19 protein-coding genes, 1 tRNA gene and 1 pseudogene are annotated in these 22599 nt (G+C 51.1%); 12 read left to right on the top strand and 9 right to left on the bottom strand.

The features are described 5' to 3' along the window. The first annotated feature begins 32 nt into the window (after positions 1–32). From ACRDCA_RS16435 to ACRDCA_RS16395, 9 genes are all read left to right on the top strand, one after another. Complete coding sequence (locus ACRDCA_RS16435) at positions 33–908, top strand: carbohydrate ABC transporter permease (protein WP_438690497.1); 876 nt, start codon at positions 33–35, stop codon at positions 906–908. Continuing rightward, complete coding sequence (locus tag ACRDCA_RS16430) at positions 909–1733, top strand: carbohydrate ABC transporter permease (RefSeq protein WP_438690496.1); 825 nt, start codon at positions 909–911, stop codon at positions 1731–1733. It abuts the gene before it with no gap. A gap of 12 nt (positions 1734–1745) precedes the next feature. After that, positions 1746–3329, top strand: a complete 1584-nt coding sequence (locus ACRDCA_RS16425; RefSeq protein WP_438690495.1) for an alpha-glucosidase — start codon at positions 1746–1748, stop codon at positions 3327–3329. Continuing rightward, positions 3322–4377 (top strand): glycoside hydrolase family 130 protein, encoded by a 1056-nt coding sequence (locus tag ACRDCA_RS16420; protein WP_438690494.1) that lies wholly within the window; start codon positions 3322–3324, stop codon positions 4375–4377. Before ACRDCA_RS16425 ends, ACRDCA_RS16420 begins: the two co-directional genes overlap by 8 nt. 16 nt (positions 4378–4393) lie before the next feature. Then, a complete protein-coding gene (locus tag ACRDCA_RS16415; RefSeq protein ID WP_438690493.1) occupies positions 4394–5329 on the top strand; it encodes an MTP-1 family protein in 936 nt (311 codons plus the stop codon). A 120-nt stretch (positions 5330–5449) separates the two neighbouring features. Beyond that, on the top strand, positions 5450–6565 hold the full coding sequence (locus ACRDCA_RS16410; RefSeq protein WP_438690492.1) for a hypothetical protein: 1116 nt from the start codon (positions 5450–5452) through the stop codon (positions 6563–6565). 655 nt (positions 6566–7220) lie between these two features. Next, positions 7221–7877 (top strand): sugar phosphotransferase, encoded by a 657-nt coding sequence (locus ACRDCA_RS16405; protein WP_438690993.1) that lies wholly within the window; start codon positions 7221–7223, stop codon positions 7875–7877. 537 nt (positions 7878–8414) lie between these two features. Further along, positions 8415–9203, top strand: a complete 789-nt coding sequence (mtfA, locus tag ACRDCA_RS16400; protein ID WP_438690491.1) for a DgsA anti-repressor MtfA — start codon at positions 8415–8417, stop codon at positions 9201–9203. A 93-nt stretch (positions 9204–9296) separates the two neighbouring features. After that, positions 9297–9372: transfer RNA gene (locus ACRDCA_RS16395), tRNA-Asn, on the top strand. 257 nt (positions 9373–9629) lie between these two features. Here ACRDCA_RS16395 and ACRDCA_RS16390 read toward each other — a convergent pair. Then, positions 9630–10505, bottom strand: a complete 876-nt coding sequence (locus ACRDCA_RS16390; RefSeq protein WP_438690490.1) for a DUF1932 domain-containing protein — start codon at positions 10503–10505, stop codon at positions 9630–9632. Between the two features lie 21 nt (positions 10506–10526). Then, on the bottom strand, positions 10527–11780 hold the full coding sequence (locus ACRDCA_RS16385; RefSeq protein WP_438690489.1) for an MFS transporter: 1254 nt from the start codon (positions 11778–11780) through the stop codon (positions 10527–10529). Between the two features lie 871 nt (positions 11781–12651). Here ACRDCA_RS16385 and ACRDCA_RS16380 point away from each other — a divergent pair. The 3 genes from ACRDCA_RS16380 (at position 12652) to ACRDCA_RS16370 (ending at position 15943) form a co-directional block, all read left to right on the top strand. Next, positions 12652–13632, top strand: a complete 981-nt coding sequence (locus ACRDCA_RS16380) for a GlxA family transcriptional regulator (RefSeq protein WP_438690488.1) — start codon at positions 12652–12654, stop codon at positions 13630–13632. Between the two features lie 77 nt (positions 13633–13709). Beyond that, a complete protein-coding gene (gap, locus tag ACRDCA_RS16375; protein ID WP_438690487.1) occupies positions 13710–14720 on the top strand; it encodes a type I glyceraldehyde-3-phosphate dehydrogenase in 1011 nt (336 codons plus the stop codon). A 620-nt stretch (positions 14721–15340) separates the two neighbouring features. Next, positions 15341–15943 carry a LuxR C-terminal-related transcriptional regulator gene (locus tag ACRDCA_RS16370; RefSeq protein ID WP_438690486.1) on the top strand — a complete coding sequence of 201 codons (603 nt, stop codon included), beginning with the start codon at positions 15341–15343 and terminating at the stop codon, positions 15941–15943. Between the two features lie 115 nt (positions 15944–16058). Here ACRDCA_RS16370 and ACRDCA_RS16365 read toward each other — a convergent pair whose 3' ends face one another. The 7 genes and pseudogenes from ACRDCA_RS16365 to ACRDCA_RS16335 form a co-directional block, all read right to left on the bottom strand. Beyond that, entirely contained in the window at positions 16059–17003 is a 945-nt protein-coding gene (locus ACRDCA_RS16365; protein ID WP_438690485.1) for a fimbrial protein, read from the bottom strand. 73 nt (positions 17004–17076) lie between these two features. Beyond that, complete coding sequence (locus ACRDCA_RS16360) at positions 17077–17628, bottom strand: fimbrial protein (protein ID WP_438690484.1); 552 nt, start codon at positions 17626–17628, stop codon at positions 17077–17079. Positions 17629–17639: 11 nt separating this feature from the next. Then, a complete protein-coding gene (locus ACRDCA_RS16355; RefSeq protein WP_438690483.1) occupies positions 17640–18125 on the bottom strand; it encodes a fimbrial protein in 486 nt (161 codons plus the stop codon). A 10-nt stretch (positions 18126–18135) separates the two neighbouring features. Then, positions 18136–18660 carry a fimbrial protein gene (locus ACRDCA_RS16350; RefSeq protein WP_438690482.1) on the bottom strand — a complete coding sequence of 175 codons (525 nt, stop codon included), beginning with the start codon at positions 18658–18660 and terminating at the stop codon, positions 18136–18138. Between the two features lie 10 nt (positions 18661–18670). Further along, entirely contained in the window at positions 18671–19354 is a 684-nt protein-coding gene (locus ACRDCA_RS16345; RefSeq protein WP_438690481.1) for a fimbrial protein, read from the bottom strand. Between the two features lie 77 nt (positions 19355–19431). Continuing rightward, positions 19432–20181 (bottom strand): fimbria/pilus periplasmic chaperone, encoded by a 750-nt coding sequence (locus tag ACRDCA_RS16340; protein ID WP_438690992.1) that lies wholly within the window; start codon positions 20179–20181, stop codon positions 19432–19434. 5 nt (positions 20182–20186) lie between these two features. Beyond that, a pseudogene (locus tag ACRDCA_RS16335) lies at positions 20187–22463 on the bottom strand (outer membrane usher protein); the annotation flags it as partial. Positions 22464–22599: the final 136 nt, after the last annotated feature.

Here is a 22599-nt window from a genome sequence, read left to right as displayed (position 1 = left end):
TTTGATGCTTCGCCTGAAGGTGGCCGTTAGTTATGATTTCTCTCAAGCTTAAAGATAAACACGTCGGCGGTATTCTGGCGGCCTCCTATCTGGGATATACCAGCGTATTCTGGTTGTATCCCTTTATTTGGCTGGCGGTGTTGTCGCTGACTGAATGGCGTTTTGTTGGCATGCCTTCATTCAACGGCCTGCAAAACTTTGTTCTGGTGCTACAAGACCCGCTGTTCTGGAAATCGATGCTGAACGTGCTGCGGTTTTTAATGTACTACCTGCCGGTGGTGTTTATTGCTTCGCTACTGTTTGCGTTTGGTTTACAGAAATTGAAATACGGCAGGACCTTTGTCGGCCTGAGCTTTTTATTGGCTAACGTCTCCTCCGGCGTGGCCTACTCCATCGTGTTTTCCAAGATCTTCAGCCAGAACGGGCCATTGAACCAGTTTCTCTATGACTGGTTTGGTTTTACCCTACCCTGGTTAACCAGCCCGGACTTCGCCATGTTATCCATCTCGCTGGTGGTGACCTGGAAGTTTGTCGGTTATTACGGGCTGATACTGTTTTCTGGCCTGAACAGTATTCCCAAAGAAATTTACTCGGCGGCAGAGCTGGATAACACCCCTGCGCTTAAGCGCCTGTTCCGCATAACCCTGCCGCTGATCAACCCGCAACTGATCATGGTGCTGGTCTTAGCCATTACGGTCTCTTTTGCCATCTTTACCGAACCCTATCTGATCACCGGCGGTGGCCCATTAAACAGCACCACCACGCCGATGGTCGTCATGTATGAAGCCGCATTTATGAAGATGCAGCCAAGCTGGGCGGCCACCATGTCCATTTTTATCGCACTGATCAGCTTTAGCCTGATCCTGATCGTCAGAAAGCTGCTGGAAAGAAAGGTGGAGATCGTCTAAATGAAAAAATCTGTCAGCAGTCTCATTATTCATCTGGTTATGTTCTTTTTGGCGCTGTCGTGGCTGTACCCCTATATCTGGATGGTGCTTTCCTCCTTCAAACCTTCCGCCGAGGTTTATACCACCGGGCTGTTGGAGGGGAGTTATTCGCTCGATAACTACCGTTTTCTGTTTGAAAACACCGGGCGGGTGGAGAAACCCTTTCTAAAGACCCTGTTCAACTCGTTGTTTATCGCCACGACGGTCACCGTAGCGGTCACGCTCAGTTCGATGTTTATCGGTTTTGCGCTGGCTAAAATGCAGTTTGCCGGCCAGCGGTGGTTTAAAAACCTGCTGTTTTTACAAATGGTGTTCCCGGCCTTCATGTTCATCATTCCGCAGTTTGTCCTGGTGCGGGAACTGGGGCTGTTAAACAGCTATAGCGCCATGATCGTGCCCTTCCTGATGAGCGCCTGGGGGATCTTTATGATTTCGCAAAGCTTCCAGAGCACGCCGAATGACTATATTCACGCGGCCAAGATCGATAACGCCAGCCTGTGGCAAATCATGATCTATCTGATGATGCCGCTCAACAAAGCCATCATCGCCATCGTGGCGCTGTTCACCTTTGTCGGCACCTGGGACAACTTCCTGTGGCCACTGATTGTTATTCAGGATGAGAGCAAGATGCCGCTCTCGGTGCTGCTGGCCACCTTCAGTAAATCCTATGGCGTCTACGTTGGGCCAGTGATCGCCGGTGCCGTGCTCCAGACCATCCCGATCGTCGTGCTGTTCGTGTTATTCCGTAAATACTTTATGCAGGGCATGTCCCTGTCGCTGAAATAAGGAACGGCTGCAATGACTGAACAAGCGTGGTGGCGTGAAACCGTGTTCTATCAGGTCTATCTGCCTAGTTTTCAGGACGGCAACGGCGATGGGATCGGCGATTTCTACGGGCTGATAGATCGGCTGGACTACCTGCAAGCGCTGGGCGTTGGCGGGCTGTGGATCACCCCTTTCTACCCTTCCCCTCTGGTAGATAACGGTTACGACATTAGCGATTACCTTAATATCGCCCCGCACTATGGCACGCTGGCGGTGTTCGAGCGGTTTATCGCCGAAGCCCATCGGCGCAATATCCGGGTGATTATTGATATGGTACTTAACCACGTCTCTACCGAGCATCCGTGGTTCAAGGACGCATTGAATAACCCGCACAGCCGCTATCGTGACTATTTTATCTTCACCCGCCAGCCCAACAACTGGCAGTCGTTCTTCGGCGGCCCGGCCTGGGAGCCTGAAGCCAATGGCGGTGAATACTATTATCACAAGTTTGCCATTGAGCAGGCCGATCTCAACTGGGCCAATCCGGCCGTCGCCGAGGAAGCCAAGGCCGTGCTGGATTTCTGGCAAGCCTTGGGGGTGGATGGTTTCCGGCTGGACGTGATCAACTTCCTGTCATGCAGCCCCATCCGTACGGACAACCCGACGCTCGACAACGGCGAACAGCAGCATCTGTACGATATTAACCAGCCGGGGCTTGAGTCATGCCTCGCCGATTTAATCGCTCATGTACGAGCCAAAGGCCCCTGCTTTATTGTCGGGGAAGTGGGTAGCGACAAGCTTGCCGAGCTGGCTCGTTATCAAGCTGACAGCCTGTGCGACGTGGTTTTCAATTTTAATTTAGGCAGCCTGCCGGCCTTTGATTTACCGCAGATGGTCCAACAGTTGACGCTGATGAACAACCTACCTGGCGGCGTGCCTACGCTGTTTTTCTCCAGCCATGATATGCCACGGATGATTAGCCGCTTTGGCGAATCTGCTGGCGATACTGACCGGGCGCGGGCGGTGGCTTGTCTGCAATTAACGGCCCGCGGTGTGCCTTTCATTTACTACGGTGAAGAGGTGGGCATGCAGGATTATGTCGCCACCGAGCCGAATGCCATTTATGACATCCAGGGACGGACGCACTATCAACAGAGATTAGCCGCATGCGGTAACCCAGAGGAAGCGTTTCAGTTTGCGCTAACCAAGAGCCGTGATAATTCGCGTACGCCCATGCCGTGGTCGGCTGATCCCTTTGCCGGTTTTAGCTCCCAGCCACCATGGATGCCAATCAATGAAGATTATCGGCAGAACAATGTCGCTGCCGCGCAAGATGACCCCGACTCCCTTTGGCATGGTTATCAACAGCTCATCGCCCTGCGCGGCCGCTATCCCGTGTTTCATTACGGCGACTACGAGCAACTAACGCAGGTACAAGACACCCTGATATTCAGCCGCCGCTATCGCCAACAGCGCGCCACCGTAATGATTAATTTTGGGGAGGACTACCCCTTCGAGGTGCCGCCCCACGTCAGCGTTTTATTTGATACTCGCCAACTCCCTGGCCATTTGACTAACAACGATATCGTTATTTTTGTAGAGGATAGTAATGATTAGATTTTCCGGTAACCCATTAATCACCCCCCAGGACATTACGCCAAGTCGCCCGGGATTTAAGGTCGAATGCGCGTTCAATGCGGGCGTCACCCGCTTTGGTGATGAAACCATTATGTTGGTGCGCATTGCGGAAAGTGTGATACCCAGGTATGAAGGCACCACCGTGGTCCCTTGGTTAGCCGAAACCCCGGAAGGTTGGCAGGTTACCACCAGAGAGTTTTGGCATAACGATCCCGCCTACGATTTTAGCGATCCACGGCTGATCGTCGATAAGGCAGATCCGGCCATCGTCTATCTGACATCGCTCTCTCATCTTCGGGTCGCCAGAAGCGGCAATGGCGTCGATTTTGTGGTTGATACGCAGCCATTTATCTTCCCGGACAATAGTTACGAGGCCTTTGGCTGTGAGGATGCTCGCATCACTGAGATTGAAGGTGCCTTTTATATCAACTATTCCGCCGTCTCCTCCAAAGGGATCTGCACGGCGTTGGCGGTGACCCAGGACTTCACCACCGTTGAACGCCTGGGATTAATATTCTGCCCGGATAACCGTGACGTTTGCCTGTTCCCGGAAAAGGTGGCAGGCAAATACATGGCTCTGCATCGCCCTGCACCAAAACACTTCGGTAAACCGGAGATTTGGCTGGCCAGTTCCAACGATTTGCTGCACTGGGGACAGCACCAGCATCTGCTGGGAACATCTCAAGATCCCTGGGATGCGCTAAAGCTGGGTGGCGGCGCACCGATGCTGAAAACGGCCAAAGGCTGGTTGCAAATTTACCACGGGGTTGATGTGAACCAGCGTTACGCCCTCGGTGCCATGCTGCTCAAGTTGGACGATCCCAGCCAGATCCTCGCCAAGTCGGCGGTCCCCTTGCTGCAACCGCAAGCACCTTATGAGCTTCACGGCTTCTTTAATAACGTCGTCTTTACCTGCGGCGCGTTAATTGAGAACGATACCCTGCGGGTCTACTACGGTGCCGCAGACGAAAGCATGTGTCTGGCTGAAATGCCGCTGAGCCAACTTTGGCAACACCTGTCGGTGTAATTAGGGAGAATACGCCATGCATCATCACTCTCCGGCCAGCGTGGCCGAACTGATCGCCGACTATCACCAGAGAACGTCGGGTATGACCTTCAACACTGCCCGGCTCGAATTCACCGGCGTGGGCGACAAGGATGTATATAACATTACCGCTCCCTTCACCTCTGCCGGGCTACAGGTGATTGCCGGGCGCGTTGAAGCCAGGGACTCAGAACATTCAACGATTGTCTTCTTTCATGAGCAGCAGGGAAAATGGACGCCGGTTGCAGATGCGCCCACCTTCCCGTTACAGGATCCCTTCTTTTACTTTATCGCCGGTGAGCTGATACTGGGTGGCGTCGAGGTTAACCCTCATCCCGAGCACCCGGAGCAACTGATCTGGCATACCGTTTTTTATCGTGGGCGTGACATCATGTCGCTCAACCGTTTCGCTCGTGGCCCGGCAGGCATGAAAGACATCCGCCTGTGCCAGATCCAGCCAGGGCGCATCGGGGTCTTTACCCGGCCGCAGGGCGACATCGGCGGCAGAGGCACCATTGGATACGTGGAGATCGGCAGCCTGGAGGAACTCACGCCAGAAACGATCGCCAGTGCACAATTGCTCGATCGGCAGTTCAATCACGACGAATGGGGCGGCGTCAACGAAACGCATTTACTTGGCAATGGCACTATCGGCGTACTGGCCCATATTGCCTGTTTTGATCAACAACAAAGGAGGCACTACTACCCGGGGGTCTTTATCTTCAACCCGGACACCAAAAACTACACCGCTATAAAAATCATTGCAGCAAGATGTCATTTACAGCCAGGCGATGCTAAACGCCCTGACCTGGTCGATGTCATTTTCCCCGGTGGCCTTATCGCATTAGGTGATAATCGCTGGCGATTATATGTCGGTGCCAGCGACGCACAAGCGCACTGGATTGATATAGAGGATCCTTTTATCGGCATGTAATTCGTAAGCAATCGATATTGCGCTTTTAACTGGCTTAATGGAAAAACTAATATTAATCATATTGGATGGCATTGCCATGGCCAAAAACCAGGTAATGCCACCAGTTTAGAAGGGATTATAATGAAATATTCTAAAATTTTTTCTCTGCTTTTGCTGGCTGGTCTCAGTTCTACTACTTATGCAGAGAACGCCCCCAATAACACCAAAGCTGCAGGTGCTGAAAACCGACCTGTTTTCGCCGGTGACAAAATTAGAATAATTAAAGACAACGGTGAAATGGTAGATACGGTTATCGAGCTAAGCGATGACAATATCGGTATTATTCGCCTGCCAAAGGATGAACGTTCTTACTTCCACGGTAACTGGTTGGCAGAGTATAAAATAGAGCATTTCCGCAATGAAGGGCGCAGCACCAACTCGCGTCCGGTGCATGAGATCGTCTTTGCAGATGGGCGTGTCAACTTCGGTGACAGCGGCTGGAACACCGGTTTCGTCCTCAAACAGGTGCACTTTACCAACGACTCTCGTAATGACAGCAAGCAGAAAACCGACTTCCGTATGATCGAGATGGAAATCCGCCCGGCATGGGCGAAAAGTATCGATAAACACTGGTTTATGCTGGAAGGGATCTATCTGGGTAAAACCGGTTATGAGAAGAACCGTACCACCGGTCACAATAATAACATTGGCGGTGATGGTTATGGTTTCCGTCCTTACTACCGTTATCAGGTATCGGACAACTTCAGCGTCAACACCGATATCAAAATGCTGGTAGAGGATAAGGATGCTCGTGGCGCCGATAGTGGACGATTCCAATTTTATGAGGCGCTGGTGAATTTTAACTATCGAGTGGCAGATCGTGTCAACGTCGGTTTTGAAGTGTTCCGCAAAGAAGGCCAGGACTTCAATCATGATGGCGACAAAACGGCGAACGTGCTGGAACAGGAGTTTCGCCCCTGGGTGGCCTGGAGCATGGGTAAAAACAACTTCCTGTTGAAAATGGAACCTCAATTACGCCGTATTGGTGGCCGTGACGGTTATAAGGAAACTTCCAGAAGCGAAAAATATATCTTTAACTACAGCTATCCGATTACCGACAGATTTTATGCGGTTGCCGAGTATTTTTACCGGGTCGAGCATGACAAAAAATTCTGGGATCATAACGTCCGCGATCCCAATGCCTATAAAAACACCGAGACTAATTTCGGCAAGCTGGGTGTGAACTATGTTTTTTAAATTGAAATAAACTACTCAATAACAACAAGGAAAAAACATGAAACTATTGCATACCCTGGCTTGCATCATTGGATTAGCCACTTTCTCGGCTTCCGCCACCGTGGTGAACCCCGCGCATCTGGATGCCCTTTACCAAAAGATCACACTAGCCGACAACACAGAATTGGGGCTGATCCATATCTATAGTGAATATCCTGATTATCGCTGGGTGAAAGATCCTATCGAAGGCGTCTCGGCAATTGATGACGTTGCCAGGGCCGTAGTGTTTTATCAACGTCAGTATCAGCTAAACGGTTCTGCGGCGGACTTGGAAAAGGTGAAATCGCTGGTGCAGTTTATTCTCCATCAGCGAGCGGAGAACGGTTATTTTTATAACTTTATCTACCCGGATCACTCCATAAACAAAACGTACAAGACCAGCGTAGCGGAGCCCAACTGGTGGACATGGCGTGCCTTATGGGCCCTGACAGAGGCTTACCCTACCCTGGTAAAGACAGACGAAGCGCTGGCGAAAAAGGTACACGAAACCATTTTCGCCACCACGGCGGTTATTTATAAAGACTTTAACTTCAAGCAGACTCGTGGTGAAAAAGACGGTATTGCGATAGCCGAATGGTTACCGCAAACCGCAGGAGATCAGGCTGCGATATTGCTAATGGGTCTGAGCAATGCCTATAAGTTGGAGCCCAAGCCGGAAATTGAAAAAGTGATGCGTGCGCTAGCGGCGGGCATCATGCTGATGCAGGTCAAGGATAGCGCCTCCACGGTGAACGGCGCATTTTTAAGCTGGCAAAACATGTGGCACGGCTACGGCAACAGCCAGGCTTATGCTCTGCTGACGGCAGGTGAAACGCTGGGGGACAGGGAGATGATTAAAGCAGCGTTTAACGAGCTGGATCACTTCCAACCCGCACTGATCAAAAAAGGTTTGGCAAACTGGTTCACCGTGCAACAGCAGGATGAGAAAGTCACCGTGATTGAGGAACAGACGTTTGCTCAGATCGCCTACATCATCCGCCCAATGGTGTTTGCCAACGTCAAAGCCTGGCAGATATCCCGCGACACGGCTTATTTGCAGCAGGCCGTCGATTTAGCGTTGTGGTTGTTTAACAAGAACCCCGCACAAGCACAAATGTATTTTCCCGCCACAGGGATCGCTTTTGATGGCATCGATTCACCCACCAAGGTGAATAAAAACTCGGGAGCGGAATCCACCATTGAAACCTTGCTGACGTTGCAAAGCATTGAGTCCGTCCCTGAGGCTAAACGCCTGCTGGATGCGGCGCTGGAAAAGCAGGATATTGAGCGGTAATCCCAACTGATTTACCCAATGCGGTGCCCCCTCACCCCAGCCTTCTCCCTTTGGGAGGTTAGGGTGAGTCCAGCGTCGTGGGCAGGTAAGGTGACACGTCGTAGGGGCGCTGCATGCTGCGCCCGTGCCAAAGTCAGATTCTGGAGTTAATGGGTCGCATGTACAGTCCCCTCTCCCTTTGGGAGAGGGTTAGGGTGAGGGGCATCGCAAAGCGTATTATTCGCTTAACTGACAAGCATTACGCCCCTACGGTCGAACATGTTACCCATTCAGCAGCATTGCTACTTTTTCACCCGGAAATACGGGATCGGCTGCTAGCAAGATTTTCTATGTGGGCGTTTGATCACAGACAAACTTAAGCGTAAGTGATTGAATAGTGGCGCAGAGAGGAGCGTTCCCTCCTCAACGGCTTGCGAACTCGTCCCATACTGCCATTACGGCATCTCTGCGTGAAACGCTTGCTATAGTGCCCCTTTTTGCGGCATGTTGACGCTATCAGCCCCAGCCGAATGTTCCAGTGACCCTTAGAGCAACGCAATGATTAAATGGCCGTGGAAAGCAAATCAAGCGCAGGCGGAAACGTTTGCCGACTGGCAGGAAGCCCTGAACATCCCCCTGCTCTCACCGTTGGATGAGCAAGAGCAGCGGCGTTTGGTGGCGGTCGCCAGCCAGATTTTGCAAAATAAACGTATCGTGCCTCTACAAGGGTTGGAACTGACCTCCCTGATGCAGGCGCGCATTGCCCTGCTGTTTGCGTTGCCGATGATGGAACTGGGGGCAGAATGCCTGGACGGTTTTAACGAAGTCCTGCTCTACCCCACCCCCTTTGTGGTGGAAGATGAATGGCAGGATGACATCGGCCTGGTGCATTCCGGGCCAGTGGTGCAAGCAGGGCAAAGCTGGGAACAAGGGCCCATAGTGCTTAACTGGCTAGATGTGCAAGACTCCTTCGACCTTTCCGGCTTCAACCTGGTGATCCACGAAGCAGTCCATAAGCTGGACATGCGCAATGGCGGTACCGCCACCGGGGTGCCACCGATCCCACTGCGCGATATTGCCACCTGGGAATATGATTTACACGCCGCGATGGAAAACCTGCAGGACGAAATCGATATGGTGGGAGAAGAGGCTGCCAGTATGGATGCCTACGCCGCCAGCGATCCGGCGGAGTGCTTCGCCGTGCTTTCAGAGTATTTCTTTAGCGCCCCAGAGCTGCTGTCTAACCGCTTCCCTGCGTTGTATGACCATTTCTGCCGCTTCTACAAACAAAACCCGCTGGCCCGGTTACAGCGCTGGTATGCAGACAGCGAGCCACAACACGATTGAATTCGCTCAGATGATGAGCAGTTGCGCTGCCGCAGCCAATTTTGCGTTGACACGTTCTTAACGGCTGGATATGATGCGCCCCGTTCACACGATTCCTCTGTAGTTCAGTCGGTAGAACGGCGGACTGTTAATCCGTATGTCACTGGTTCGAGTCCAGTCAGAGGAGCCATATTTAGAAAAGCCCGCTTAGGAAACTAAGCGGGCTTTTTGCTGTTTGCCATTCAATCGTTGCAGGGTTCACCGAGCATGGGCATCAAGCTGCTGACCCAGGCAAAGAAGGCTATCGCCTGCCAGTCATTCGAAAAACCAACCCCACGATAAACCTTTCAAGTTGGCCAATAGCGCCTGCATCTGTCTGCGGATTTAACACCCACCCCATCAAGACTGAGCCACTGTCCCCAAAATACTTCTGAGTTGACCCAAATATTACGCCATCTTGATAGGCGCAGCTCGATAGTTAATAGCCGATAGCAACGCCATGAAGTGAGTAGATATTTCCTCCGCAGACCAACAACCGCTGGAGCCAAGACGGCGAAATGTTTCCCCAGCAGCCAAGGCAATCTTGTTCGGTAACTGACAATCACTCAGCATCTGTGCCAATGCCTCCATCTCTTCCGCCCTGCGCGTAATATGGTCTGGATAGGTTGGGACCAGTTTTCGTAAATCAGACAATGTACCTCCCAAATGGTACCCGATCAGTTCGAACAGAGGATCGGTGACATCAAAGGCATTGGCGGTATTAGCCGTTTCAAACAGGGCAGCAGTAACCGCCTTGTTAAAACCTGCAAAAGCCATTTTGAAAATTGATGCCTGGACAACCTCATCACCAAGCCGAATCACTGGCAATATATCTTTAAATAATTCCTCTAATGGCATGGTGTCTGGACCGCTGACATAAATTCGTCCTTCTTTACCTAAATGCGAGGCGCGCCCGATAATACAGGCATTGCAAAAAGGCAACGAAGCCTGGTCGAAAGCCCTACTCAAATACTCTGCATCCGTTGGAGTTTTTGCATTCATATCGATAAAAACGGGCATAACACTCTTTTCACGGCAGGCGCTTATTGCTTGATGTGCCACATCTATAACTGCAGATGGGGGTACCAGCGACAAAATCAGGTCACTCTCAACAACAGCATCGACCATGCTGTCACGTATGCCGATCCCGACCTCCCTTGCTGATTTTTGGGTTTTCTCGCTACGGCAACCCACCGGACTGATCGTTTTATGGCCAGCCGCCAATAGCAACGCTGCAAAAGCACCGCCCATCTGGCCCGGATAGAGAATAGTGACCGTCGACATGATATTACCTCCTGTACAGGTTTAAAGTTTCGGTGTCATTCGCGGGACAATGCTGGCCCCAAGAAGGGCCAAGCCACCGAAAACGGCAATCGCCGCATAAATCTCAAAGGCGACAACATAGCTACCCGTTATATCGAACAACAGCGCCGCCAATAACGGTCCACCGATACCTGAGATCATGACCAGAGGCGTAACGATCCCCATGATAACGCCTTGATTCTTGCGGCCGAACAACGAAGCGAGCAGGAAAGGCATCATCATGATCAGCCCTCCTGCAGACAAACCGCTCAAGACACCATAGCCTAACTGCAGTTGCCAAATACTCCCCGCGCTGATGAACAGGATGAGTCCTATCGCTTGCAATATTGAGAGGCTAAGAACGACCCACTTCGTTGAGACTTGTTCCACAATAAAGCCCGTTAATAACTTGCCCAAGATGGCAAAAGCGCCATAGGTCAAGATCACACTACCTGCCTCGGCGGTTGTGAAACCAAGCGACTGAGCAGCTGGAACCTTATGTAACAAGGCACCTTTCAACACAAAATCGCTGAGATTCCAGCCAACCATTAGAAACCAGAATCCTGGTGAACGAATGGCTTCTGTCAATGTAAGGTCAGGGCAGGCTCCCCCGTTTTGCTCTTGAGCAAATTCGCTGCCTTGTTCCTCGCCGTACGGCAGAAGGTTCATATCTGCTGGCTCGCGACGCAGAACAAAGATAGCAAGTGGCACCAGAATGAGAATTGGCAGGAAGCCAAGAAAGAACCAGGTAGAGCGCCAGTCGGAAATAGACAACAACCAAATGATGACCGGCGACAACAATATACCGCCGAGGTTGGCACCGGATGATACCAAGCCGGTTGCACGCCCACGCTGGGTTGAAAACCATTTGGCAATCAGAGGAAACACTAATGCATTAGACAGACCGGCAACGCCGATACCGCCAATTACGCCAAAAATCAAAGCGAACTGCCAGAAAGTTTGTGTGAAAGAGACCACGCTGAGCGACAGACCAACAAGAATAGCGCCGACCAGCATAATAATTCTTGGCCCCCGTCGATCAACCAACCAGCCGACAAGAGGTGCGACAACTCCTGCGATCAATTCCCTGAATGCAATTACCCCTGTAATTTGAGTATTGGACCATCCAAGCTCTTCACGAGCCGGGTTGATGATGAAACCCATGGTCTGGAAACCGATACCCGCACGGATAGACGATATAGCCAAACAGGCTAAAGCAACATACCAAGCATAGTGAATACGCGTTACTCTACACATACACATCATGGCCTTATAAACTGTGCTTCGTTTGGATAGATTATGTGGCGATTAATGCCAAAATCGGCCACCACGCTCTTCGTCTGTACCGGCGACGTTCGCTTTCACAACAGCGGATATCAATAGAAATAACCACAAAAAGACTGAAAGTTATTTATAAAATCGTTTTGCTCCATACCCCATTCGCTTTGTAGATGAGTAAAAAACTGACTACAAATAAAACAACACACGTAGTTAACAATAAAAAACCTTAAACACTATGAAGAAAGTATGAAGATAACGTCAAGAAATGTTAATCACGCGTTCGGTATTGTCGAGCAAGACCAGCGATCCCTTTCAGATCCGTAATAAACCCTGAACATACCAGCCAAAGATAATTATTCACGTACTATTCCATCAGAAAAACTACAAATTCATCTTATCATCACAGGCAACTCTTATAATAACCAGATATTATTCATCAAACTTAAAACACCCTCGAATAAATGCCAAAAACAAAATAACACACCTATCTATAACGAAGTGTTGTAGTATATTTTATTACAAACCACAAACCTTGATGTATTAAATAAATATGAGGCGAGAATCATATATACTTAACGCTACATAGGTAAAAATCGATAGTCAAAATAATGGCATCTCGCCAGATGAAATGTATATCCCGTTGTCGAAGAACCGGAATCGGGTTCCGACCACTGATTGGAGAATGTGAAAACTTATCGTCGTTTTGCAACACGGACCGCAGAAGCGTCAGGAAGGTGATACCGGGTAAAAGGTGACCTTAATCGCAATGCGCTTCGCCATTTTCAAAAGTCGCCGGTGAAACCCACCCCGCACTTGACTTATTTTGTCTAATTTGTATTTTAAGGACATGCATACCTTTCTGATTATCGTCCCCGAAGGGGGCATGTTATTCGAGCCTACGGGCATTGCCGATATCCTGATGCAGGCCAACCGCTTGAGGTCAGCAGATGCCGCACATCCACCGTATCAGGTGTCGATTGCCACGACCCAGGCGCATCGCGTGATACGGGGGATGTCGGGGTTAAATCTGCTGGCCGATCACCGCCTCGCTGACCTTGATCCCACATTGCCGCGTGACACCATCATGATCACCGGCAGAGGCACCAGCACTGAGGAAGGTGATATCGTCGTCAATTGGCTGCGTCAGGCTGCACCGCATGCACGGCGGGTGGTATCGATTTGCGGCGGCGCATGGTTATTGGCTCAGGCCGGTCTGCTTGATGGCCGCCGAGCCACCACGCACTGGCGGCTACTTGACGCGATGCAAACCCAATTCCCCAAGGTTAGGGTAGAGAAAGGCCCGATTTATCTTCAGGACGGCAAAGTCTGGACCTCCGCCGGCGTCAGTTCCGGCTTCGACCTGACGCTGGCTTTAGTGGAAGACGATCACAGCTTCACGTTAGCGCGCGACGTCGCCCAAGACCTGGTGATGTTCCTGCGTCGCCCCGGTGGGCAATCACAGTTCAGCCGTTTTCTGCTCAGCCAGGCCAATTCCCCTGGCCCAATCCGCGATCTGCAAACGTGGATACTGCACAATCTGTCCGGCGATTTATCCGTTGAAAGGCTGGCGGAACACGTTGCCATGAGCCCAAGGAACTTTACCCGCGTTTTCACCCGTGAAACCGGGATCAGCCCCGCCAAGTATGTGGAGGAAGTCCGCCTCGACGTTGCACGGCAGCATCTGGAACAAAGCTCGGACAAACTCGAGCACATCGCCGCCGCCACCGGTTTTGGCAACAGCCTCAACCTGCGTCGCGTGTTTGAAAGGAATTTACAACTGACACCGTCAGATTATCGTGAGCGTTTCCACGCTCGCACCTTGTCCTAAATTGATTGTTATTTGTCATTTACGCCAAGTCACCCGCGCACTATTTTGGAACCAGATAACTCACCGAGGAGCACATCATGGTCAAAGTAGGCATTAATGGGTTTGGTCGAATTGGCAGAAATGTATTGCGCGCAGCACTGGGCCGCAATGACTTTCAGGTAGTAGCAATCAATGACCTGACCGACAGCAAAACCCTGGCTCATCTGCTGAAATACGACTCGCTGCAAGGCACATTGAGCGCCAGTGTGGAAGCCTCTGAAGGCCAGTTACTGGTGGAGGGCAAAGCCATTCACGTCTTCTCCGAGCGCGATCCCGGCGCCATTGCGTGGAGCAGCGTGGGGGTGGATGTCGTTATCGAAGCCACCGGATTTTTCACCGATAAAGCCAAAGCCGAAGTTCACATCACCAAGGGCGGCGCAAAACGGGTGATTTTATCTGCGCCCGGTAAAGACGATGACATCACGGTCGTGATGGGCGTTAACCATGAGAAATACGATCCTGCCTTGCATAAAGTGGTCAGTAACGGCAGCTGTACGACTAACGGACTGGCACCGGCAGCACAGGTCTTGCACCAATACTTCGGCATCGAACATGGTCTGATGAACACCACACATGCCTATACCAACAGCCAGGCCCTGCATGACCAACCGGAGAAAGATCTGCGCGGAGCCCGTGCCGCTACGCTTTCTATCGTGCCTTATTCTAGCGGTGCAGCCAAGGCGCTCGGTAAAGTGATCCCGGAATTGGACGGACGCCTGACCGGCTATTCACTGCGCGTACCGGTGCCTGTGGTGTCTATCGTTGATCTGACCGTTACTCTTAAACGGGATGTCACTGCCGAAGAAGTGAACGCGGCATTTCGTAAAGCGGCAACATCAGGACCATTGAAAGATATCTTGGGCTACAGCGATGAACCCTTGGTGTCGAGCGACTATCAGGGCGACCCTCGATCATCCATTATCGACGGCCTGTCTACGCTGGTGATTGGCGGCAACCTGGTGAAGATCCTCGCCTGGTATGACAACGAATGGGCGTTCTCTAACCGCCTGGTGGACCTGGCCGTGCTGATGGACCAACGCGGTTTGTAATTGCTTCTCTGCTCTCAAGGCGGGCGCTGCAAATGCTGCGCCCGTCACGCTAATCACATTACAGAGCAATGACTCTTTGCTGGTTGTAGCCCTCCCCCCAGTTTTATCCCAACACCTGTAGTCTTAAACCTACAACTCACCGATGGGTAATCTCATTGTGGTGTTAAGCCAGGCAAATTATCCTACCCCTACGCAGTTTATCTGCGCAACCATTTGATTTAAAAATTGGCATAAGGGTAGAAATGAATCAATTTAACTTAACTGACTGGTTAATCCTGACGATTTCCGTAATCTTAATCTATATGACATTTTTAATTATCTTTTTTATTTAATTAAAGCCAAAGCAGTGTTAATAATAGATCCCCACCTTCCCTCTCGCATCACCTTAATCAGAATCTGCTTTAACTATTTCAACCTTGCCTACTCTGGGCAGTATTGTCAATGTAGGCCATGACCTACAACATACTGATGACTATTCCCATATTAAAAACAACCACTTTCTCTATCATAAAATCTACAGAGGCGCTAGCACCCCCGCTAACGTACATCTAAGGTCATGCATTTTTATAAAATGCTCACTGCAATGTCCATTCAATGGTTAAGAGACTAGGTAGCACCCCATGATACAACCTCATTTACCTCCAGGTAAAAATAAAATTCCCGTGAACCTGTTAATTATCACGCATTGTGCTTATACCGCTACTGGCATCAAAGAGCTCTGTACTGACTTTACCCATTGGCGAGTCAATTGCATCTCCAGCAACAGGTTTGAACTCAAAGAAATACTTATCAAGCAGCCAATAGACTTATTGATTCTGGAAGTCGGTAACATGGGGAAAGAAATGATGACGCTTTTTTCATTGCCTTATAGTTATCAAAATAAAACCATTCTACTGACCCATCGCTCGTCTTGCAAACTGCGAGATCTTGGCCGCTTAGCCGGTGTCAATGCGGTGGTGGATAAATTGATCCCCCTGGATTTACTTAAATGCGTGTTACATAGCGCAGTCTGCACCTTGCAAGAACATACGGTTTTAGCTGACCATCAGATTGAATCACAAAAGTTGGAGCGTGTGGTGTTACGTGCACTATTGAGTGGTCTCAGCCAGAAAAAGTTAGCAACGGCACTGGGCATTACCACCGCAGCCGTCAGTCGCTATAAAATGATTGCGTTACGCCGTATGGGGATGACAAGTTTGAATGAAGTGATTACAGGAAATTAAGGCCAAATCTTCAATCCGTTGGTCACTAGGTATGTTGCCAGCCTCGTGGGTAATGCGATCAGAACGGTTGAAAGCTGATGCCGAGCGATCCTCAACATCAGCTTGGGCAATACCTTTACGGCACCCCGATAACCAGTACTCCGGAACCGCTACTGACACCGGTTGCGGGGGCTGACCCAGGACGTCTTACCAGCGAGAAGGTCACATCATCGCCACCGGTGCTGTTAGTCAAATTGGTGGTGAACGAAGAACCTAACGGTACCACCTGCCCACCCCTTTCCATCACAACGCCTAAATCTGCATTGCTCATCTTCAATACCTGGGAATTAAACCCGGCCCCCGTTCCACGCAAGGTTACCGTGATCGGCAAGGTCAGGCCGGGTGCAGGGCAACTATAGCTGAGGCGTTTGGTCACGCGGTTTTTCTGGCCCGGGATGGATTCATCAACCTCCCTACCGGCTACTGTACCGAAGTTAACATCCAGCAGTTGCCCTGCATTAATTTTGCAATTGGATGGATCAAGGGTGAAACTGTTGCTCGCAATTAACCTTAGAGTGATATTATTAGTAAACCCATTAAAGTTATTAGATTGTAAAAGACTCACGTCGGCAATTCTATCCCCTGGAACAATATTTATTGGATCCTCAGGGTTAGCGCTCAAATTGATATATGGATATAAATTAATTGGCACAGAAAAAACATAACTTGGCACCGTAGCGACGAAATTATTACCTGCAATCGGCGCAGAATACGTGGTCCCGTTAATAACAAGCCCGCCAGTTTGACCCGCAAGCTTGCCAAGGAAAGTCACTCCTGGATAAGTTGTATGGTAGTAATCTTCCCGACCAGGCGCTTGATCGTCAACGCTAAAAGCGCAGTCTAATGAGTAACCACTTAACTCCAGTCTGTTTTGAGGATAGGAGGGTGTCATTGTTACGCTTACATCTGTTGCTCCCGTAGTGTGCAAATTAAACCATCTACCACCATTCACCCGGCATTCTGCCGCATATCCTTCGAAAGAAAGGAACAGCAACGCCATACTGATGAGAACTTTTTTCACATCAACCTCGATATTTTATGCAGTGAGACGTCCCTTGATATATTGAGAACGTCATCTACTGTGTAAAGAATTATCAGTTATAATCCAAATTAAATGTCGCCACCGCGCGAAATAGGCCGCGGGTGATGGTGTGGTTCGCCAGGGCTTCCGGCTCACCTCGCAAATATCCTTTGATGGTAATGACGTTAGAACCGTCAGCCAGCGGGTACGTTTTTCCTGTCGTATCGTTCAGCGGGATCAGTTGCCCCTCCTGGGTCTCGATACCAATGGCGATCCCAGCTGCAGTGCTGCTATCATCTACAGCCAGATAACCTGGTAATTGGCTGTTTTCCTTACCGCTGAAGCTCAGGGTAACCATATTACCGATCCCGGTATCGCAGTTAATCAGGTTAAAGCTGATCGCCCGGGGCGGTGTACTGGTATTAAGATATAGGTATCGGTCTGCCACCATTCCCAGTTCCAGGGTCTGGTTTTCATCCCCAGGCTGAATATCACAGGCTTCATAGACCAACGCACCGTGCAACCGCATATTATCCGCTGCACCGGCGGAAAATGACGCCGCCAGCCCGCCTCCCAGCAGCAGATAGCCGCTCAGCAACCCAATGCCTGCAGACCATTTCAACATTGTCGCTTCTCCTATTGATAATCTGCAAACAGCGTGGCAGATGCTTCAAAGGGCCCATCAGTCAGGTCCTTTGCCGGGTCTTTGACCGGTACTACCTGCAGCACAGGTGGGGCAGCACTGTCGATCTCAAAGCGGGTATTCATGGTAAATGGCTCGCCATTACGCAACATACGAATACCCAGCGCAGACTTGTTGGTTTGTACCGCCGCCTTATCATAAGCCGCTGCCGATCCCTGGAAGGTCAATCCCAGCGTCCAGCCGGGCACGCCAGGCTCGCAATTAATGGTGTAATTGACTCGCTGGATATAATTACTGCCATCGACCTTTTTAATCGCCACTTTCTCGCCAAAATCCACGTCAATCAGATTGCCGTTGTTAATGGTACACGGCGGCGGAGCCTGCAGCGTGCCACTGAAATTTACGTTCACGGCCTGTGCCGGCGTCATCAGGCTAACCCCAATCAACAACATCAGGGTATTGCCAATAAAAACATTCATTACCCTATCCTCACTGATAAAGCACCAGCATCGTAGCGACACCCGAGAATACGCCTGGTGACAAGGTCGATCCTGGTCGTTTGACCAATACCGCGTTGATCTCTGGTGCCGCGGGCCAGGTGAAGTTCAGCCAGCTATTGATCGGCAGTACCGTATCCCCATGCAGCAGCTTGATCCCCAAGTTGCTGTTGCTGGTCGCCAGGGCAGAATCAAAGCCCGCAGCCTGGCCGGTAAACTGCAACTTGAGTGCGTTTGATGACGGTTCCGGTACACAAGTCAAATTGTAGGGAACCGGCTGCTTATAATTCTCACCATTCACCCGGGTGATCAGCACGTCAGTACCGAAATTCACGCTGACATCGTTACCGTCATTAATCTTGCAGGGCGGAGGATCTATCACCGTCACCGAAAAATTGACCGTGGTGTTTGCCAACGCTACGGTTGGCAAGAGAAGCCCACCGACCAACAGGAGCAGTAGCCCCCCGCTCAAATATCCGACAGCCCCACGCCGCTTCAAGAAATTCATGGTGCGCATGTGGCACTCCCTAGTCATAACTCAGCCTAAAATCTACATTAGCGGTGTAAGCACCGGCCTGTAACGGCGCTGCGGTACGCACCGGAGTCAACCAGTAATTCAGCACATTATTCCCTGGGTTCAGCAGTACCGGCCTATTGCGTTGCCCTAGCGGTACAGGATGCTGTTCGCTGTCGCTCAGGCGTAGCGCCAGCCCCTGTGCACCTCTGACCCCGATCATCTTGCTATCATAGATATCCTGGGGGGCGAGAAAAGTGATTGACATAGAGGGCTGGTCTTCTGCCCACACCACGTTCCCTTGGCGCTCATCCAGGTTGTATGACGAGACACGTAGGCAGTCTCGCAGAATTAAATTCACTGCCACTGGGGTACCTTCTGCCCCCACGGACTGCAGACGCCCGGTGCCGATTACACCCATTTCCACGACCTGATTAGCCGAGGTCATATCCAACCGACAGGCACTCTCTGTCAGCGCACCATACACATGCAAGATGCCCTCATTGCCTTCAACAAACCTCTCGCTGGTCGACAGATTACGCTCAGCGCTGTTGCGCCCGGCATCAGCGATTGCCGTACCGCTCAGCACCAGCAGGCTAGTCATCAGCAGGGACAATGAGGATAAACGCATGCCCCGATCATTACCGGGTTGATGCTGGCTGGATTTCCCGGAAATTACTCGCATTATCTGTTGCATTTCTGCCTCCTGGCCGCACGTGACTGTGACGCCTGGCGGACATTATCCGCCTCGACGAACAACGCGCGCCGTTATGTTTATTTTTTGCTGCTATCAGGTGCAACCTGACAGGTGCTTCCACTGCATGTGAAGTTCAGAGCCGGACGACCACCATAGTCATTGACATAGGTCAGTATCGGTCTGTCTCCCAATGCACTGGCGCTGACATTCAGTTCACCACTGGACAGTGGTGCCACCATCAGCGGCTCAAAGCCATTGACGGTAACCCCTTTCGTCTTGCTGGCATCGACCAGCGTGACGTAATAAGGCGTCGGGTTATTCACCTGATAGCGGTTTCCCTTGCGGGTCAGCGTCAGCTTTTCCTGCCACGGGTTATCCATATCCTGTCGGCTTGGCACAATCGCGGCCGGGCGATAAAACAGCTTGATACGCGTTTGCAGGGCGATCTGTAAGCTGTTGGGTTTATCGCTCTTTGGTGGGATCTCACGCAAGTTGAAGTAGTAAAGCGTCTCCCGGTCACGGGCCAGCAGGTTCGCCGCCGGCAGCACCTGGACTTTAATCTGGCTTTTCTCACCCGCCTCAACCCGCTGTACCGGCGGTAACACCACCAGTGGAGAGGTGATTTTGTTGCCCTGCGGATCCTCAATCCAGCTCTGCGCCAGGTAAGGCAGCTGTTTATTTTGATTACTGATGTTCAGACTGACAGCCTTGTCAGTTTCGTTGACGATCACCCGCGTCCGGTCAAGGGCAATAGCAGCCCAGGAGGACGAAGCCACCAGGCTACAACCCAACCCCAGGATGAGGGCGATACGTGAGTTCAGTTTCATTGTGTTCATTTACCTGTTTCTAGTGTATTTCGTGAAATTGTGTCTGTATTAACGCTCGAGGTAGCCTGATTGGACAGGGTTGTACCCGAAAGTGGTATACACGGCAGTAATAACGCGGACTGTGCTGCCGCCGACAATGCAGGGGGTAACACCACCGAGCACTGCTCAGCGCCGTTCCAACGGACAGTCATACGTTCAGCGGCATTAATACCACTGAGGTAAACACTGCCTTCATCATTAACAATGCCGGTTTCCTGCTTCTTACCGTTAAGGACGGTCGCGCCGAACGGTGGATAACTGCCGTCTGCCATACGTATCACTGCCATGGCTTTTTCACCCGCAATGACCTCGAACTGACGGTAACCTATCGCCCCTTCTGTCAGCGTGGCCTGTACTACAGAACGTTTTGCTTCAGCGTTATCGGCCAGCTTATTGATATCGATGCTGGCGCTGTTGCGGTAGTAGCTGTTGACATCGGCGACGACAACTTTGCCAAAGGCATTACTGTTAATGGTTGAACCATATCCTCTGACCGGAATACCCGCGACCCCACCGGTATCCAACAGCAGACGAGTCCCACCTTGAGTATTGCTGCGGTGCAGCGCTCCCCCTTCAGCAGTTAATGTTGCCCCCCCCGTCATACCCAGACCGACCGCAGAGTAGCGCCCATTCTGGTAGCTGGCATTGGCGTTAATCTGTGCCGCATCACCATCATGGGTGTAAAAGGCACTAGTCTCGGCACCATGGTGGGAACCACCTGCTGTCAGGTTGTAACTGCTGCGTTCATTAATCCGGTCATAATACGAGACGTTATGTGACGTATTATCCCCGCTAATAGTGCTGTTATAACTGACGGTAGAGGTGTCGCCCCACGGAATGGAAAACGACAGATAAATACCATCATCATTAGTACCGTTGTACTCATTGCGAAACGCCGTGATTGATCCATTGATGTTTTTGAAACGACCAATATCAAAGTAGCGTGACATCATCAGGTTATAGCGATCGCTCTCAGAACGGTTCCAATAGGTCTGATGGAAATAGTTCAGATACACCGACAACCCCAGTTCGCTGAATTGCTTGCTCAGTGAAACGGTGTACATCTCTTTATTGTTGCCGGACTCAAACTCGCTCCCACTGCGGGCCTCAAGGTATTCCGCCATGCTCATAAAGGTTCTTTCCGAGAAGCGGTAGCCCGCAAACGTTACCTGGCTGTCATACTCATCAAAGCGTTTGGAGTAGTTCACCTTGTAGGATCTGCCACTCTGGGTTCCCTGATCCGGCAAGGTCGCCCGCGACTGTGTCACGTCAAACGAGATGGCTCCGAGGGCCAGCAAATCGCGCCCCACCCCTAGTGACATAGCGTTGTAGTCACCGCCCAGCAGGCCGCCACCATACAGCGACCAGCCGTTACTGATCCCCCAGGAGAATTCCCCGCTACCAAAGCCCGGCCCTTCCATATCGTGATCGATATTGGAGGCTTGACCTGCAGCCATCTTAAAGCGCAGCTGTCCCGGCCGCGTCAGATAAGGGATGTTGGCGGTATTCACCTGGAAGGTCTGTACGCTGCCATCTTGTTCTTCAACCCTGATATCAAGCAAGCCGGAGACCGCGTTGTTCAAATCCTGAATACGAAACGGGCCTGCAGCGACCTGAGTTTCGTACAGCACACGTCCTTGTTGGCTGACGGTGACCTTGGCATTGGTTCTCGCTACTCCCGAGACTTCCGGCGCATAGCCGCGCAGGTTCGGAGGCAACATGTTGTCATCGGAGTTCAGGCTGGCCCCGGTAAAGCGGAAGCTGTCAAAGATATCCGAGTTCAGGAAGTCTTCGCCCACCACCAGCTTGGAACGCAGTTGCGGAACTGCACGATAGGCATAAAACCGACTCCAGTCCCAGTCACGCTTGCTGCTGTTACTATCGTCCCCAGTCTGATGATCGGTGCGCCCTTGCCAGTCGGCGCGCAAACGCCATGCGCCCATATTCGCTCCCACAGTACCGTTACCGCTCACATCATAGCCACGCACACCGCTCTCCTGCTGGTGGCTGCTTTGTGCATTGACGCTGTAATCCAACAGTAATCCTGGAATACCTTCGTCCCAGCGCGAGGGTGGATCCCAATTCTCTGAACTGTACTCCAAATAAGCCTGGGGAATACTCAGCTGAAGAGCGGATTCACCTAAGTTACCGCGCATTTCAACGCCTTTTAGCGTACGGATATCAATACACTGGCCCTGATGCCAGGTAGTGAAATCTTTTGTCACTTCGTCTTTAAATCCTAGGGTGTGTCCCGTAACTATTTTTTGTACAATATAGTCATGTTTAACTGACAGGAAGCTTTCGAATTTGGCTCGTTATGATGTTCCAGATGAAGCCTGGGCGCTCATTTCTCCTATGCTACCGCTTGAACGTAATAGT

This window comes from Serratia sp. (in: enterobacteria) (assembly GCF_051654945.1).
Lineage (GTDB): Bacteria > Pseudomonadota > Gammaproteobacteria > Enterobacterales > Enterobacteriaceae > Chania.
Note: the sequence above shows the minus strand (reverse complement) of the source record. Positions and strands in the feature narration are given on the sequence as shown.

Excerpts from the sequence above, each read along its gene's own strand:
- ACRDCA_RS16435 (WP_438690497.1), top strand. The coding sequence starts at position 33 with ATGATTTCTCTCAAGCTTAAAGATAAACACGTCGGCGGTATTCTGGCG.
- ACRDCA_RS16355 (WP_438690483.1), bottom strand. The coding sequence starts at position 18,125 with ATGAATGTTTTTATTGGCAATACCCTGATGTTGTTGATTGGGGTTAGC.
- ACRDCA_RS16430 (WP_438690496.1), top strand. The coding sequence starts at position 909 with ATGAAAAAATCTGTCAGCAGTCTCATTATTCATCTGGTTATGTTCTTT.
- ACRDCA_RS16405 (WP_438690993.1), top strand. The coding sequence starts at position 7,221 with ATGGGTCTGAGCAATGCCTATAAGTTGGAGCCCAAGCCGGAAATTGAA.
- ACRDCA_RS16425 (WP_438690495.1), top strand. The coding sequence starts at position 1,746 with ATGACTGAACAAGCGTGGTGGCGTGAAACCGTGTTCTATCAGGTCTAT.
- ACRDCA_RS16340 (WP_438690992.1), bottom strand. The coding sequence starts at position 20,181 with ATGAAACTGAACTCACGTATCGCCCTCATCCTGGGGTTGGGTTGTAGC.
- ACRDCA_RS16380 (WP_438690488.1), top strand. The coding sequence starts at position 12,652 with ATGCATACCTTTCTGATTATCGTCCCCGAAGGGGGCATGTTATTCGAG.
- gap (WP_438690487.1), top strand. The coding sequence starts at position 13,710 with ATGGTCAAAGTAGGCATTAATGGGTTTGGTCGAATTGGCAGAAATGTA.
- ACRDCA_RS16345 (WP_438690481.1), bottom strand. The coding sequence starts at position 19,354 with ATGCAACAGATAATGCGAGTAATTTCCGGGAAATCCAGCCAGCATCAA.
- ACRDCA_RS16385 (WP_438690489.1), bottom strand. The coding sequence starts at position 11,780 with ATGTGTAGAGTAACGCGTATTCACTATGCTTGGTATGTTGCTTTAGCC.
- ACRDCA_RS16350 (WP_438690482.1), bottom strand. The coding sequence starts at position 18,660 with ATGCGCACCATGAATTTCTTGAAGCGGCGTGGGGCTGTCGGATATTTG.
- ACRDCA_RS16370 (WP_438690486.1), top strand. The coding sequence starts at position 15,341 with ATGATACAACCTCATTTACCTCCAGGTAAAAATAAAATTCCCGTGAAC.
- ACRDCA_RS16420 (WP_438690494.1), top strand. The coding sequence starts at position 3,322 with ATGATTAGATTTTCCGGTAACCCATTAATCACCCCCCAGGACATTACG.
- ACRDCA_RS16410 (WP_438690492.1), top strand. The coding sequence starts at position 5,450 with ATGAAATATTCTAAAATTTTTTCTCTGCTTTTGCTGGCTGGTCTCAGT.
- mtfA (WP_438690491.1), top strand. The coding sequence starts at position 8,415 with ATGATTAAATGGCCGTGGAAAGCAAATCAAGCGCAGGCGGAAACGTTT.
- ACRDCA_RS16360 (WP_438690484.1), bottom strand. The coding sequence starts at position 17,628 with ATGTTGAAATGGTCTGCAGGCATTGGGTTGCTGAGCGGCTATCTGCTG.
- ACRDCA_RS16390 (WP_438690490.1), bottom strand. The coding sequence starts at position 10,505 with ATGTCGACGGTCACTATTCTCTATCCGGGCCAGATGGGCGGTGCTTTT.
- ACRDCA_RS16415 (WP_438690493.1), top strand. The coding sequence starts at position 4,394 with ATGCATCATCACTCTCCGGCCAGCGTGGCCGAACTGATCGCCGACTAT.